Raw genomic sequence first — 13,715 nt, 5'->3', positions numbered from 1 at the left:
CATGGGGGCGATCGACTTAAGCGCTGGACCGATCCCCCACCGGGAGCCCATCCTGGAGATCCGAAACCTGGTCGTGACCTTCCGCACCTTCGGCGGGAACGTCCGGGCGGTGGACATCGGCCGCCTGGACATCCGCCGCGGGGAGATCTTCGGCTTGGTCGGCGAGACCGGTTCAGGGAAGAGCGTCACCGCCCTATCAATCCTCCGTCTCCTGCCGGAGAAGAAGGTGCAGATCGAGTCGGGCGAGATCATTTTTAAGGGGCAGGACCTCCTGCGGCGTACCGAGGCCGAGATGCGAGAGATCCGTGGTCACCAGATCACGATGATCTTCCAGGACCCAATGTCCTCGCTGAACCCGGTCTTCGCGGTGGGCGAACCCCTGACCCGGGTGATTGCCCAGCACGCGAAGGTCCCCTGGCGGGCCGCCCGGCAGCGCGCGCTGGATATGCTCAACCTGGTCCGGCTGCCCGACCCGGAGAAGATCCTCGGGAACTACCCGCACGAGTTGAGCGGCGGGATGCGGCAACGGGTGATGATCGCCATGGCCCTCTCCTCGAACCCGGACCTCCTCCTGGCCGACGAGCCGACAACGGCCCTCGACGTGACCATCCAGGCCCAGATCCTTCGGCTGATCGGCGAATTGAGGGCGCAGATCAACGCCTCGATCGTCTTCATCACCCATAACCTCGGGGTGGTGGCCAAGGTCTCCGACCGGGTGGCGGTGATGTATGCCGGGAATGTCGTCGAACTCGGGCCGACCCTGCAGATCTTCAGGCGGCCGGCCCACCCGTACACTGACCTGCTCCTGAAAGCCATCCCACGCCTGGGGGAGAGGCGGGATACCCTCCCGGTGATCGAGGGGACGGTACCGGCGATCACCCGCCCCGAACCGGGCTGCCATTTCCAGCCGCGCTGCCCGCAGGCCGCGGATTCCTGCCGGACCGAGCGTCCGGCCCTGACCGCGGTTGGGCCCGATCACTTCGCGGCTTGTTGGAAGGGGGTGGTGAGGTGAGGGTCACGACTGCCATCGGCGAGGCTGGCGCCGAGGCCCGCCCGCCAGTTCTCGAGGTGAAGGGCCTCAAGAAGCATTTTCCTGTCCGGGCCGGCGTGTTCGGCCAGGCGGCCAGCTGGGTCCGCGCCGTCGACGGCGTCGACCTAACCATCGACGAGCAGGGACATACCTTCGGGCTGGCCGGGGAGTCGGGGTGCGGGAAGAGCACCCTCGGTCGGGTTATCCTCCGCCTCCTTGAACCGACGGCGGGCGAGATCCGCTTCCGCGGCCAGGACATCGTCCACCTGGATGCCCCGGGGATGCGGCGGCTGCGGCGGGACATGCAGATCGTTTTTCAGGACCCCTACTCGGCCTTGAACCCGCGGCTGACGATCAAGGACATCGTCGCCGAGCCCCTGACCACGCACCTCCACCTGGGCCGGAAAGAGGTCGAGGCCAAGGTCCTTGCTCTGCTCAAGGAAGTCGGTCTGGGGGCCGAGCACCTCCACCGCTTCCCGCACGAGTTCAGCGGTGGCCAGCGGCAGCGTATCGTCATCGCCAGGGCGCTGGCCCTCAATCCCGAGTTCATCGTGCTCGACGAACCGACCTCGGCCCTCGACGTTTCGGTCCAGGCGCAGATTCTCAACTTGCTGAAAGGCCTCCGCGATCGGCTGGGCCTAAGCTACCTGCTGATCTCCCATGACCTCAGCGTGGTTAACCACCTCAGCGATAACGTGGCCATCATGTATCTCGGGCAAATCGTCGAGCAGGGGCGGGTCGAGGACGTTTTCCGCCGCCCGCTCCACCCCTACGCCAAGGCGCTCCTCGCCGCGGTCCCGGTACCCGACCCGACGCAGCGGGGCCAGGAAGAGATTCTCGAGGGGAACGTGCCGAATCCGGCTAACCCGCCCTCGGGGTGCCGCTTCCACCCGCGCTGCGCGGAGCGGCTGGCCGTCTGTGCGACCGAGGAACCGGCGATGGTTGACCTGGGGGACGGACGCAAGCTGGCCTGCCACCTAAATGGGCGGGCTTGAAGGAGGAAGAGTCGTGCGTGAACTGATTCTGGAAGAGATCGAGGACATCCTGGTAGGTTGTGCCATCTTGGGGACCGGCGGCGGCGGAAGCCTGGAAACGGGGCTGAAGATGATCCGAGCCGACGCGGTTGCGGGGAAGGTGGTCCGGCTAGCCTCGGCGGACGAACTCCCCGGCGACGTCCTAGTCGTATCCCCCTACTTCGCCGGTTCGATCTCGCCCCTGACGCCGGAACAGGTTGCTGCCTATGAGGGTTTGCCCCGGGTTAATGAGCTGGAGTCGATCATCGCCGCCCGGGCCCTTGCCGCGTACCTGGGAAAAGAGATTGGGGCGGTGATCTCAACCGAGCTTGGCGGAGGTAACACGGCCAGCGCCCTGACCAGCGCGGCCAATCTCGGCGTCCCGGTGGTCGATGGCGACCCCGCCGGGCGCTCAGTGCCGGAACTCATCCATTCGACCTTCTTCATCAACGGAGTCTCCATCGCCCCGATGGGCCTGGCTAACCAGTTCGGCGATGCCGCCGTCCTGACCCGGGTGGTCAACGACTTCCGGGCCGAAGCGTTGGTCCGGGCGATGGCCGTAGCCAGCCAGAACAAGATCGGGGTGGCCGACCATCCGCTCCCGGCCAGAGAACTGCCGGGCAAGGTCATCGAGGGAGCGATAAGCCGGGCCGAGAAGATCGGCGCCGCCCTTCGCCGGGCGAAGAGCGCCGGGACCGGCGGGACAGAAGCGGCCGAGGCCGTCCGGCAGGCGGGTGAGGGTTTCCACCTCTTCTGCGGGACGATCACCCGGGCCTGGTGGAAAGACGAGGCCGGGTTCACCCTCGGTGAGATCGAGATCAGAGGCTCCGGTCCGGACTCCGGTTCGGCCTACCGGATCAGCTATAAGAACGAGCACATGGCAGCCTGGCGGGACGGGGCGGTGGACGTCACCGTGCCGGACCTCATCGTCGTCCTAGACGGCCAGACCGGTGACCCGGTGATCAACCCCGGGGCGCGCGAAGGCCAGGCCGTTACGGTGATTGGCTTCCCGGCCCCGGCGGCCTGGAGAACGCCGCGGGGACTGGAACTGTTCGGCCCGGCCTACGCCGGAGTGAGCAGTCCCTATGTGCCGATCGAAAGGAGGGGCCGGTCGGCGTGAGGGAACTGAGTTATCAGGCGATCCAGGACATCCTCCAGGGGTGTACCATCCTGGGCACCGGCGGCGGTGGTGACCCGGCCTGGGGTTTGGCCTTGGTGAAGGCCGAATTCGACGCAGGCCACAAGTTCCGCCTCATCGGCCTCGACGAACTGGACGACGGCGTCTTGACCTGCTCACCCTATTTCACAGGTTCGACCGCCCCGGTGCCGCCGGAGCGGGAAGCCCGCTTCGCCAGACTTCCGCGGACCCCCGAGCCCGAGGCCTATCTCGCCTTGCGGGCCTTGGAGCGGCATCTCGGAGAGAAGGTGGCGGCCACTGTCTCCATCGAGTACGGCGGGCTGAACACGGCGGTGGCCCTGGCCGTCGCCGCCCGGGCCGGGATCCCCGCCGTCGACGCCGACGCGGCCGGACGGGCCGTGCCCGATCTGCAGTTCTCCACCTACTACGTCGGCGGCCTGCCCATCGACCCGCTGGCCCTGGCCACCCGCTTCGGAGAGACGATGGTCCTCGGGAAAGTGGTCGACGACTTCCGGGCCGAGGACCTGGTCCGGTCGGTCGCCGTGGTGAGCGGCGGGATGGTCGCCACGGTCGACCACCCGACCCGGGCCAGGGACCTCAAGCGGGGAGCGGTTATCAAGGGCGCCCTGACCTACGCCGAGAGCGTCGGTCGGGCCAAGCGCCTGGCCCAGGAAGCTGGACAGGACCCGTTTCCGGCCATCCTCGCCGCCGGTCGCGGCTACCGGGTCTTCACCGGAACCCTGGCCGCCGACCCGCAATGGGAGGACCGCGAGGGATTCCTCTACGGCGAGATGCGCCTCGACGGCACCGGTGACTGCGCCGGCAGTGCCTATCGCATCTGGTATAAGAACGAGAACATCATCGGTTGGCGGGACGAGGAGGTCGACGTCACCGCGCCGGACCTCATCTGCGTCCTCGAGACGGAGACGGCACGGCCGATCAACAATCCCCGGGCGGAGCGGGGGATGGCCGTCTCCGTGCTGGCCTTCCCGGCCCCCGCCGAGTGGCTAACCCCCCGCGGCCTGGACATTCTGGTGCCACGGTTCTTCGGCTTCGACTACGACTGGCGCCCGGTGCAGGAGAAGTACGGGCGGCAAGGAGGTAAGCCTTGATGATCGCTGAGAGCGGGCCGCGCCGCCGCCGGATCATGGTCATCAACCCGGTCGGTACGGACTTCTGGGACGACTCGGACGGGGCCTATTTTCGCCGTCAGGCGCGAGCCGGGACGGTCATTGACGTAGTCAGCTTGGAGGGCGGGCCGAGCTCGCTGGAGGGGGCGTATTACGAGACGCTGGCTATCCCCCGGGTCCTGCGGCGGGTCCTCGAGGGCGCCCCGGATTGCGACGGCATGTTGGTCAATTGCTTCCTCGATCCGGGGGTCATCGCCGCCCGCGAAGCCGTCGACCTGCCCATCGGCGGCCCCGGCGAGAGCGCGATGCTCCTCGCCTGTCTGCTTGGGCACTCCTTCGCGGTCCTTACGGTGAAGCGGAGTCTGGCTGGACGCCACTACACCCAGGCCCGGGTCCTTGGCTTGCAGGATCGCCTGGCTTCAGTGATCGAGCTGGGGATCCCAGTTCTGGACCTGCTCTCGAAGCCCGAACGGACGGTCGAAGTGGCCGTCCGCCAGGCCCGCTTGGCCAGGGACCGGGACGGGGCGGAGGTCATCGTCCTCGGCTGCACGGGGATGGCCACCCTGGCCGAGAGCATCCAAAAAGAGCTGGACGTCCCGGTGGTCGAGCCGGCCGCGGCCGCCCTGAAGTTCGTCGAGACGGCCATCGACCTCGGCCTGAGCCACAGTCGGGCGGCCCTCTACCGGCGTCCCGAAACGGCCAAGATTTCGGGCTACGCCTTGTCCGGAAGGTGGGAAGCGGAGTGAAGAAGGTCCTCGTCATCAATCCCGTCACCGGTGCCAGTCTCGGCGAGACCTCCGGCCGGTACTTTAAGGAGCTTGCCGCCGATTCCGGGATGCAGATCGATAACGCCGTCCTGACGACCGGCCCGGCCTCGGTGGAAACCCTCTTCGATGAGGCCTTCAGCGGCCCCGGGGTCATCGAACTGGTAATTGCCAACCGGGACCGCTACGACGGGATCGTGGTCAACTGCTTCGCCGATCCCGCCGTCGAGGCGGCCAGGGAACTGGTCGAGATTCCGGTCGTCGGACCGGCTGAAGCCTCCATGCTCCTGGCCACGACCCTGGGGCACAAGTTCTCGGTCATCTCCACCTTCAAGAACACCGGTCCCTGGGTGGAACGGCAGGCCCGCGCCCTGGGGCTGGAGAGCCGGATGGCCTCGGCGATAGGCGTCGAGATCCCCGTGCTGCAGTTGAACAGCGACCCTGAGGGCACCTCTCGGGAGATCATCGCCGCCGCCCGGATGGCCATCGAACGGGACGGGGCCGAAGTGATCGTCCTCGGCTGCACGGGCATGGCCCTGTTGGCCGAAAGCATCCGCAAGGAACTCGGGGTGCCGGTGGTCGAGCCGGCCGCGGCCGCCCTGAAGACCCTGCAGATGCTCTTCGACCTTGGCCTCCGACACAGCAAAGTGGGGGTCTACGCCCGCGTCGAGGAGTGCTGAGTCCGGCGATCTCCGGCCGACCGTCGGAAAACTTCGGAGGTGAACCGTCTTGCCACATGAACCTGAAGATGACCGCACCGTGCTGGCTCCCGCCGTGGCGGCGATGCTCCGCGACAACACGGGTCTGAAGGACGGCGAGAAGGTCGTCGTCCTGGTCGACATCCCCTCGGCTGCCGAGGTGGCCCACCTGGACGCCGGGCGGACCCGCGACTTCTTCGACCGCGTGGTCCTAGCCCGGGCGGTGGCAGATCTTTCCCGTGCCGCCTTCCCCAAGGCGAACGTGGACTTCCTCCCCTACCCGTCGGTCGGACAGCACGGGACCGAGGTGCCGAACGAAATTGCCGAGCGGATGAGGGAGGTCCAGGTGGTCTTGGCGATGACGACCTACTCCCTGACCCACACCGAGGCGACGGCCAAGGCAGCCCGGGCCGGGGCGCGGATAGCCAGCATGCCTGGGATCACGGCGGCGATGTTCAAGCCAGGCGGCCCGATGGCCGTCGACCACGCCGCCGTCCGGGCGGAGACCAGGCATCTGGCCGAGTTAATGACGAAGGCTAACCAGGTTCGGGTGACCAGCCCGGCCGGAACCGACCTGAGCTTCTCGCTGGAGGGCCGTCAAGGCGGCTCCGACGACGGCTTCCTCGGCCTGCCTGGGGCCTGGGGGAACCTGCCGGCCGGAGAGGCCTTCGCCGCCCCGGTCGAGGGGACGGCGGCCGGCCGTCTGGTTGTCGGCCGAGGCTGGTACCCCGGCCTCACTGAAGACCTCGTCCTGGAGTTCTCCGGCGGCCAGGTCGAGCGGCTCTCCGGGGGCGGGGAAGTCGGGGCCTCCCTGGCCAAGGTGCTGGAGCTGACGGCCGGCGGGGAGGTCGGGATCCCCAGCCCGGCCGTGCGGGCCCGGCGGAACTGCGCCGAGCTCGGCATCGGGACCAACCCGAACGCCCGGACGCCGGACAACGTCCTCGAGGCGGAGAAGATTCGGGGGACCATCCACATCGCCATCGGCGACTCGAGCCACCTCGGCGGGGTCACCCCGGCCGATCTGCACGAAGACTTCATCATCCCGGGACCCGACGTCTACTTCGACGGCCGGATGGTCATCCAGCGAGGACGCCTTTTGGAATAGGGAGGGAGTCAACCCGTGCCAATCCACGAATACGAACTGCACCGGGCGGCGAACATCCTGGCCCGTGAGATCCTGGGGCTGAAGCCCGGAGAGGTCCTGGCCATCACGGCCGACACCGAGTCCGACGAGCGGGTGGTCGAAGCCACCGCCGCCGCGGCCCACGCCGCCGGGGCCAAGCCAATGGTCATCACCGTCGCCAGCCCGACCGGGGTCGGCAAGGCGGCCGACCCGGCCCTGCCGGTGGAGGCCCTGGGGGCCGCGCTGACCAAGGTCGACGCCTGGATCGAGTTCAATAACCAGTGGCTCCTCTATTCGACCCCCTTTGAGCTGGCCACCCGGGATAACCCGCGGCTGCGCTACATCTGCCTGGTCGGGATGAACGTCGACATGATGGTCAGGACGATCGGCAGGGTCGACCACGAGCCGCTGCGGGCCTTCATGACCAAGGTTGCCGAGATGACTCGGGCGGCTAAGGAGATGCGGGTGACCACCCCGGCCGGCACGGACGTACACTTCTTCAACGACCCGACCCGGCCGGTCTCTTGCGACGCCGGTCGGGCCGACGTTCCCGGGGTCTACTTCCTGTCCGGCCAGATCAGCTGGTGTCCGGCTTACCCCTCGATCGAGGGGGTCATCGTCTTCGACGGGACGATCAGCCCGCCGTTGAACCGGATCGTCGACGCTCCGGTGCGGTTGACGGTCAAGGAGGGCCGGGTGGAGGCCATCGACGGCGGTCGGGACGCCCTCCGCTACCGAGCCTGGCTCGAGTCCTTCGGCGATCCGAACATGCTTCGGATGGCCCACATCGCCTACGGGTTCAACCCCGGTGCCCGTCTCACCGGCAACGTCCTGGAAGATGAGCGGGTCTGGGGAGTGACCGAGTGGGGGCTCGGCTATGTCGCCCCCAGCGATGCCCCGCCGAACGGGATCCCGGCCAAGTCCCATACCGACGGAATTTGCCTGAACGCCTCGGTCTGGCTGGAAGGCGTGGCGCTGCTCCGGGAGGGCAAGGTGGTTCACCCCGGACTGCTCGACCTCTCCCGGAAGCTGGAGGCACAATAGCAGATGGGCACCGGCAGCATCATGGACCTGATCAAGGCGCGACGGGCGACTCGCCGCTTCACTGATCGGCCAGTCCCCGAAGCCGACCTCAGCCGCCTAATCGAGGCCGGCCAGTGGGCGCCCAGCGGGTCGGGGCGCCAACCCTGCGTCTTCATCGCCGTTGACGACCCGGGGCTGGTGGAACGGCTCATGGCCTTCGCCCCCGGGATCATCGGCCGGCCGACGGCGGTCATCGCCATCTGTATCGATGAATCCCGCCGGGCCCCGGGTGACCGGAGCGAGAACCTCCCAGCCATGGATGCGGCGATGGCCGGGCAGAACATCCTGCTCGAGGCCCAGGCGGCGGGGCTAGGGTCCTGCCCTGTGCTGTCGTACGATCCGCCGACCGTCTCCCGCCTCCTCGGCCTGCCGAGCGAGGTCCACCTGGAGCTTCTGGTGACCCTGGGGTACCTGGACGGCCCGGACCGCCAGGGGCGGCGGCGCCCCCTGGCCGAAGTCGCCCATCGCAACCGCTTCGGACAACCCTTCATTGGAGGTGAGGCCGGATGAGCGCGGTCGACAACGGCCCGGAGGCCGACCGGGCCAGGTTGGCCAGGGAGGTCTTCAAGGTGATGACCTTCATGCTCTCGGCGGCCAAGCTCCTCGCCGACGAACCCAAGGACTACGGGCCGTTCCGGCTCATCGATGCGGCCGGCCGTTTGGCCGCTGCCCTGGAGCGGTGCGGGTTCGCCGACGAGGCGATCAAGGCTGTCGCTCGGGAAATCGAGCGGGAGAAGTATTACGGCCTCAATAGCGAGGGGGAGATCCGGGTCTATCTGGATCGGGTTCTCGGGTTAATGGCGGACCATCTGGCCGGCGCCTGACGTCCCCCTCGGTGATCTGAAAGGAGCCTCACCCCATGCGTGTCCTCACCCTTCAGGAACAGGAAGACCTATTGCTCGGTTGCGCCATCCTTGGCACGGGCGGGGGCGGAAGCCTCGAACTCTAGTTTGACAGCTGACGGGCTTTTTGGATGCTGCGGAACGGACAAAGGCCTGGTACGCGAAGAGCGGGATTCTCCAAGGTCTCGAAATGTTGTGCCACGTGTGCAGCCCTAAGGTATTGCATTTACCGGGTAATCATGGTACTATGATTATGCTATGTTCGTACGCACAAAGACCTTTAAGAACAAGGACGGCTCCAGCCGCACATACCTCCAGATTGTCGCCGGCGTGCGTGTCGGTGACAGGGTCCGCCAGAAGGTCGTCGCCAACCTCGGGCGCCTCGACGAGCTTGAGGACGGCCAATTGGACCGTCTCGTCGAGGGCCTGGCCAAGTTCAGCCGGCATGAGCTCATCAGGAAACAGGCCCGGCTCCTGGCCCCCGAAGCCAAGTGGGCCAGGACGTGGGGCCCCGCCCTGATCTTCCGCCGGCTCTGGGAGGACCTCGGCCTCCAGGATGTGTTCGAGCGGCTCCTCTCGGACACGGCCATCGTCTCGGACCTGGCCGAGGCCGCCTTCGCCATGGCCCTGAACCGCCTTGTGGACCCGATGTCCAAGCTCGGGGTGAGCGAGTGGATGAAGACCGTCCACCGCCCCGAGTGGGAGCAGCTTGAGCTGCACCACTTCTACCGGGCCCTGGACTTTCTCGACGAGCACAAGGAAGGGATCGAGAAGGCGGTCTACGCGCGATCGAGTGATCTCTTCAACCTCAACCTGGACCTCGTCCTGTGGGACACCACGACCACCTACTTCGAGGGCCGGGCCGCGGAGGGGCTGGCCGAGTACGGCTTCTCCGAGGACAAGCGGCCCGACCAGGTGCAGATCATGGTGGGGGTGCTGATGTCCCGGGACGGCTTCCCCATCGCCCACGAGGTCTTCCCCGGGAACACGGCCGAGGTGGACACCTTCCGCCAGGTGCTGAAGAGCGTGAAGGAGCGGTTCAACCTCTCAAGGGTGATCCTGGTGGCCGACCGGGGAATGGTTGCCAAGAAGGTCCTTGAGGAGATCGAGAACGCCCACCTGGAATACCTCGTCGGGGTGAGGATGAGAAAGCTCAAGGCGGCCGACGAGGTCCTCTCGCGGGCGGGGCGCTACCACAAGGTGGCCAAGAACCTCGAGGTGAAAGAAGTCGTCCATGACGGGATTCGCTACGTCGTCTGCCTGAACCCGGATGAAGTTGAACACGACGCCAAGGTCCGGGAAGCAGCGGTGGCGAGCCTTAGAGACAAGCTCCGATCGGGCAAGGCCAAGCAGCTCATTGGCAACAGCGCCTACCGGAGGTATCTGAAGATCGACGGGGCCGAGCTGAGGATCAATGACAAGGCCCTTCAGGAAGAAGCCCGGTATGATGGCAAGTACGTGATCAGGACCAACAGCGATCTGAGCCCGGAAGAGGCGGCCCTCTCCTACAAGAGCCTCTGGCAGGTGGAGCGAGCATTCCGAGAACTGAAGTCCGGCCTTGACCTGAGGCCGGTCTATCACTGGACGGAGAAGAGGATTCGGGGGCACGTGATGGTCTGCTTCCTGGCCCTTGTCCTGGAAGTGGCCCTGCGGCGGAGGCTGAGGGAGTTGGCCGAGGACGTCCGCTACGATGACCTACTCTTACACCTGTCGCAACTGAAGGCGGTGGAGATCCACCTCGATGGTCAGCGGTACCTGGCCCGGACGGAGCTTGTCGGCCATGCCGACCTGGCCTTCCGGGCCCTGGGGATGAGGCCGCCGGTGCATGTGAAGGAGCTGCCACGGGCCTAATCTGACCCCCGAGAGCAATGTTGTGGTACGTCCTACCCTTGATCGTTGCAGCCCTTCGGCTGCAACGATTTACGTAAATGAGGTGTCAAACTGGACGGACAGGCCCGGGCGGCCTCCTTTTTGGGGAACCGGGGCCGGTCGCCGGAGGATTCGGCGGCCCGCCGGCGAATGCTTCACCGCGTCGCGGGTGAAGTGGCCGTCTTCACCGCTGGGAGGGTTAATAGGAGATGCGGCTGGTGACCGTGATTACCGCCGACGTCATTGGCTCCAGGGGATACGAAGGCGTCCAGGTCAGCCTTGAGAATCGCCTTCGGGAGCTCAGCCATCCAAATCTCGTACTGCCCTTCACCGTCTCTCGCGGGGATGAGGTTCAAGGCGTCTGTTCCGGCTACTTGACCGCTCCCGAGCTCGTCCGTCACCTGCGCTACCGTTGCCGGCCATTCGCTCTGCGAGTTGGCATCGGCCTTGGGCCGGCCCCGGAGCAACGAGCCCAAACATCGTGGAACTTGACCGGCGAAGCCTTCTTTCGTTCACGGGATGCGCTGGATAGCCTCAAGGGCGGCAGACACCCCGGCACGGCGGTCGTCTCCGGGAACGCCCGGGCAGATGTCATTGCCGGGGGCCTACTTGAACTGATGGACGCCGTCTTCTCGCGGTGGACGGACGAGCAATGGGAAGCTGTTCAATCCTATGAACTGGAAGGCACCTACGAGGCGGCCGGAAGGAAGCTCGGAATTGCCCTGCAGAACGTCGAGAAGCGCTGTCGGGCCGCCCGCTGGGCGGCAGTTCGGCGAGGCGAGGCGGCCCTGCGTGACATCGGACAGTTGGTGGCTGCTCACCCAGCATAGGGTGATTTGCGCCGATTCACCTTCGAAAGGGTGAGACCAGGTGACGGTTCGGCGTCCCGGCAGCTTGGGTTGGCCGTGGTGGACCGGTTCGCTCGCCTATTGCTGCTGGCCTCGGTCAACAAGTGCAGGTCGCCGCATCGGCGATCGGCCCAATCCATCGGGTTCTCTTAGTTGCGTGGACCTATGTTGTGGTGATGTTCGGGGGGGAAGTCCTGGTTCGAAAGCTCCTGGATGTAGTCCAGGTCGATCCCGGCGATTTCGACCTTGAACCGCCGGAGGTGGAAAGGCGGGTCGGCCGCCACATCGGGATCCTCGAACGCGGACTGTTGCTGACGCTGGTCTTCGCCGACGCACTCTCGGGCGTCGGACTGGTAATCGCCGCGAAGTCTCTGGCCAGGTTCAAAGAACTGGACAAGAAAGGTCTTGCGGAGTACTATCTCGTTGGCACTCTGGCGAGCACGCTCACGGCGGTTGGGTTGGGCCTTCTCGTCAAGAGCATCCTTCCGCATCTTTGATGCCGCGTTTGCGTACAGCTCAGTCCCGCGCCCATAGGAGGTTGCCCCCATGGAACTCTTCCTCTCCTACTTTCTCATCTTCATCGCCCGGATCATGGATGTCTCCCTGTCGACCGTCCGGACCATCCTGGTCGTCCGCGGCCGGCGCGGATGGGCCGCCGTCTGCGGCTTCTTCGAGGTCTCGATCTACATCACCGCCCTCAGCTGGGTGATGGCCGGCGGCTTCAACGACCCATTCAAGATCGTTGCCTACGCCCTGGGTTTTGCCAGCGGTACCTTTGTCGGCATGCTGGTTGAGGAGAAGCTGGCCATCGGGACCCTGACGATGCAGATCATCCCGGCCGACGAGAGCCAGGCCCACGCGCTGATCGAGGCGGCCCGGGAGTGCGGGTTCGGGGTCACCTCCCTGATCGGAGAGGGCCGAGAGGGGATCAGGCACGTCCTCATGGTCACCCTCGCCCGCCGGACCCAGAGGGCCCTCCTGGCCCTGGTCGACCGGCTCGCCCCCGGGTCGTTCATCACGGCCCTGGACACCCGGTCGTCGCGCGGGGGCATCTTCAACTACCGGAAGGACAAGTAGGGCGCAGGCCGGGACACGCCGGCCCACCGGGACACGCCGGCCCACCGGGACGTGCGTCCCGGGCGACCCGCCGCCCATCCCGCCATTGCCAATCAGTCCCCATCGAGAACAGCAGGCCCTTCCGCCATTTCGCGGAAGGGCCTTTCGCCCATTTGGCCCGGCCCAGGGCAGGGAAACCCTCCCACCCGGTCGACCCCGGCACCGTTCCCGTGAACCCGCATAACCTGGGTATAGACGGAAAGGAGGGGTACAAGGAACAATGGCTCGTTTTGGCGCTCTCTTCCCGCCCTTTATCCCGTTCGGCAGCCGGAACCTCAAGCTGACCCCGGTCCTCCAACGGGGAACCGACGTGGCCGTCCTCCAGTACCTTTTCGATGTGATGGTCGACGTCATGCCTGCGGAGCCGCTGGGGCCGACGATTTCCATCGACGGGGTCTTCGGCGCCGCCACCGACGCGGCCGTCCGGCGGGTCCAGTCCTACTTCCGCCTGTCGGTTGACGGCATCGTCGGGCCTCAGACCTTCTTCGCTTTCGGCCAGGGAGTGGGTCCCAACACCACCTACGGTGGCCCGGTGTTCGGCAGCCGCAACCTCTCGCCGGGGATGACCGGCGGCGACGTCAAGATCATGCAGAACCGGCTGAACACCTTCCGCTACTCGCTGATCGTGGGCAGCCCGGCCGATGGCCTCTTCGGGCCCAAGAACAAGGCCGCCGTGCAGGCCTTCCAGGCCGACGCCATCGCCAACGGCGACACCGACATGCCGACCGATGGCAACGTCGACGGCAGCACCTTCGATGCTTTCTGGATCTACACCTTTGCCGGCGGGCGGGGGCTGTTCCAGGGTCGCAACGGCCTTGACGTGACCTTTGTCCAGACCATCCTGAAGAACCTCGGGTTCTACGCCGGGGCCCTCGATGGGTTCTATGGCCCGAAGACCGAGACCGCCGTGGCCAACTTCCAGGATTCGGAGCATATCAGCAGCGACGGCGTGGTCGGCCCGGTCACCTTCTTCCACATCGGCCGGCACAATCTGAACCCGGCACCGGTTCCGTTCCCGAACATCCCGTTCTAAAACCGCCAGGGGGCCCCCCCACCAATCA

At 66.4% G+C, this 13,715-nt stretch carries 15 protein-coding genes; all 15 read left to right on the top strand.

The features are described 5' to 3' along the window. Nucleotide 1: 1 nt before the first annotated feature. The 15 genes from VGL40_10895 (at nt 2) to VGL40_10825 (ending at nt 13,687) form a co-directional block, all read left to right on the top strand. On the top strand, nt 2-1,012 hold the full coding sequence (locus VGL40_10895; GenBank protein ID HEY3315767.1) for an ABC transporter ATP-binding protein: 1,011 nt from the start codon (nt 2-4) through the stop codon (nt 1,010-1,012). Continuing rightward, entirely contained in the window at nt 1,009-2,025 is a 1,017-nt protein-coding gene (locus tag VGL40_10890; GenBank protein ID HEY3315766.1) for an oligopeptide/dipeptide ABC transporter ATP-binding protein, read from the top strand. Before VGL40_10895 ends, VGL40_10890 begins: the two co-directional genes overlap by 4 nt. A 13-nt stretch (nt 2,026-2,038) precedes the next feature. Continuing rightward, on the top strand, nt 2,039-3,163 hold the full coding sequence (locus tag VGL40_10885; protein HEY3315765.1) for a DUF917 domain-containing protein: 1,125 nt from the start codon (nt 2,039-2,041) through the stop codon (nt 3,161-3,163). Beyond that, nucleotides 3,160-4,293: a DUF917 domain-containing protein gene (locus VGL40_10880; protein HEY3315764.1), complete on the top strand. Its 1,134-nt coding sequence runs from the start codon at nt 3,160-3,162 to the stop codon at nt 4,291-4,293. Before VGL40_10885 ends, VGL40_10880 begins: the two co-directional genes overlap by 4 nt. Then, nucleotides 4,293-5,057, top strand: coding sequence for an aspartate/glutamate racemase family protein (locus tag VGL40_10875; GenBank protein HEY3315763.1), 765 nt, complete (start codon nt 4,293-4,295; stop codon nt 5,055-5,057). The genes VGL40_10880 and VGL40_10875 overlap by 1 nt, the downstream gene beginning before the upstream one ends. Beyond that, nucleotides 5,054-5,755: an aspartate/glutamate racemase family protein gene (locus VGL40_10870; GenBank protein HEY3315762.1), complete on the top strand. Its 702-nt coding sequence runs from the start codon at nt 5,054-5,056 to the stop codon at nt 5,753-5,755. Before VGL40_10875 ends, VGL40_10870 begins: the two co-directional genes overlap by 4 nt. A gap of 49 nt (nt 5,756-5,804) precedes the next feature. After that, nucleotides 5,805-6,878, top strand: a complete 1,074-nt coding sequence (locus tag VGL40_10865) for a hypothetical protein (GenBank protein HEY3315761.1) — start codon at nt 5,805-5,807, stop codon at nt 6,876-6,878. A 15-nt stretch (nt 6,879-6,893) separates the two neighbouring features. After that, nucleotides 6,894-7,940 (top strand): aminopeptidase, encoded by a 1,047-nt coding sequence (locus tag VGL40_10860; GenBank protein ID HEY3315760.1) that lies wholly within the window; start codon nt 6,894-6,896, stop codon nt 7,938-7,940. 3 nt (nt 7,941-7,943) lie between these two features. After that, complete coding sequence (locus tag VGL40_10855) at nt 7,944-8,489, top strand: nitroreductase family protein (GenBank protein HEY3315759.1); 546 nt, start codon at nt 7,944-7,946, stop codon at nt 8,487-8,489. Further along, nucleotides 8,486-8,803 carry a DUF6092 family protein gene (locus VGL40_10850; GenBank protein ID HEY3315758.1) on the top strand — a complete coding sequence of 106 codons (318 nt, stop codon included), beginning with the start codon at nt 8,486-8,488 and terminating at the stop codon, nt 8,801-8,803. The genes VGL40_10855 and VGL40_10850 overlap by 4 nt, the downstream gene beginning before the upstream one ends. Before the next feature lie 348 nt (nt 8,804-9,151). Continuing rightward, on the top strand, nt 9,152-10,672 hold the full coding sequence (locus tag VGL40_10845) for an IS1634 family transposase (protein ID HEY3315757.1): 1,521 nt from the start codon (nt 9,152-9,154) through the stop codon (nt 10,670-10,672). 227 nt (nt 10,673-10,899) lie between these two features. Continuing rightward, a complete protein-coding gene (locus VGL40_10840) occupies nt 10,900-11,520 on the top strand; it encodes a SatD family protein (protein ID HEY3315756.1) in 621 nt (206 codons plus the stop codon). Nucleotides 11,521-11,708: 188 nt separating this feature from the next. Then, a complete protein-coding gene (locus VGL40_10835; protein ID HEY3315755.1) occupies nt 11,709-12,035 on the top strand; it encodes a hypothetical protein in 327 nt (108 codons plus the stop codon). A gap of 49 nt (nt 12,036-12,084) precedes the next feature. Continuing rightward, complete coding sequence (locus VGL40_10830) at nt 12,085-12,615, top strand: DUF5698 domain-containing protein (GenBank protein HEY3315754.1); 531 nt, start codon at nt 12,085-12,087, stop codon at nt 12,613-12,615. Between the two features lie 259 nt (nt 12,616-12,874). After that, a complete protein-coding gene (locus tag VGL40_10825) occupies nt 12,875-13,687 on the top strand; it encodes a peptidoglycan-binding protein (GenBank protein HEY3315753.1) in 813 nt (270 codons plus the stop codon). Nucleotides 13,688-13,715: the final 28 nt, after the last annotated feature.

It is taken from the genome of Bacillota bacterium, assembly GCA_036504675.1.
Classification (GTDB): Bacteria; Bacillota; Sulfobacillia; order JAJYWN01; family JAJZPE01; genus DASXUT01.
Note: the sequence above shows the minus strand (reverse complement) of the source record. Positions and strands in the feature narration are given on the sequence as shown.

What these genes read in the sequence shown, in the direction of transcription:
- VGL40_10855 (HEY3315759.1), top strand. Translation starts at nt 7,944, where the DNA reads ATGGGCACCGGCAGCATCATGGACCTGATCAAGGCGCGACGGGCGACT.
- VGL40_10825 (HEY3315753.1), top strand. Translation starts at nt 12,875, where the DNA reads ATGGCTCGTTTTGGCGCTCTCTTCCCGCCCTTTATCCCGTTCGGCAGC.
- VGL40_10830 (HEY3315754.1), top strand. Translation starts at nt 12,085, where the DNA reads ATGGAACTCTTCCTCTCCTACTTTCTCATCTTCATCGCCCGGATCATG.
- VGL40_10850 (HEY3315758.1), top strand. Translation starts at nt 8,486, where the DNA reads ATGAGCGCGGTCGACAACGGCCCGGAGGCCGACCGGGCCAGGTTGGCC.
- VGL40_10875 (HEY3315763.1), top strand. Translation starts at nt 4,293, where the DNA reads ATGATCGCTGAGAGCGGGCCGCGCCGCCGCCGGATCATGGTCATCAAC.
- VGL40_10895 (HEY3315767.1), top strand. Translation starts at nt 2, where the DNA reads ATGGGGGCGATCGACTTAAGCGCTGGACCGATCCCCCACCGGGAGCCC.
- VGL40_10840 (HEY3315756.1), top strand. Translation starts at nt 10,900, where the DNA reads ATGCGGCTGGTGACCGTGATTACCGCCGACGTCATTGGCTCCAGGGGA.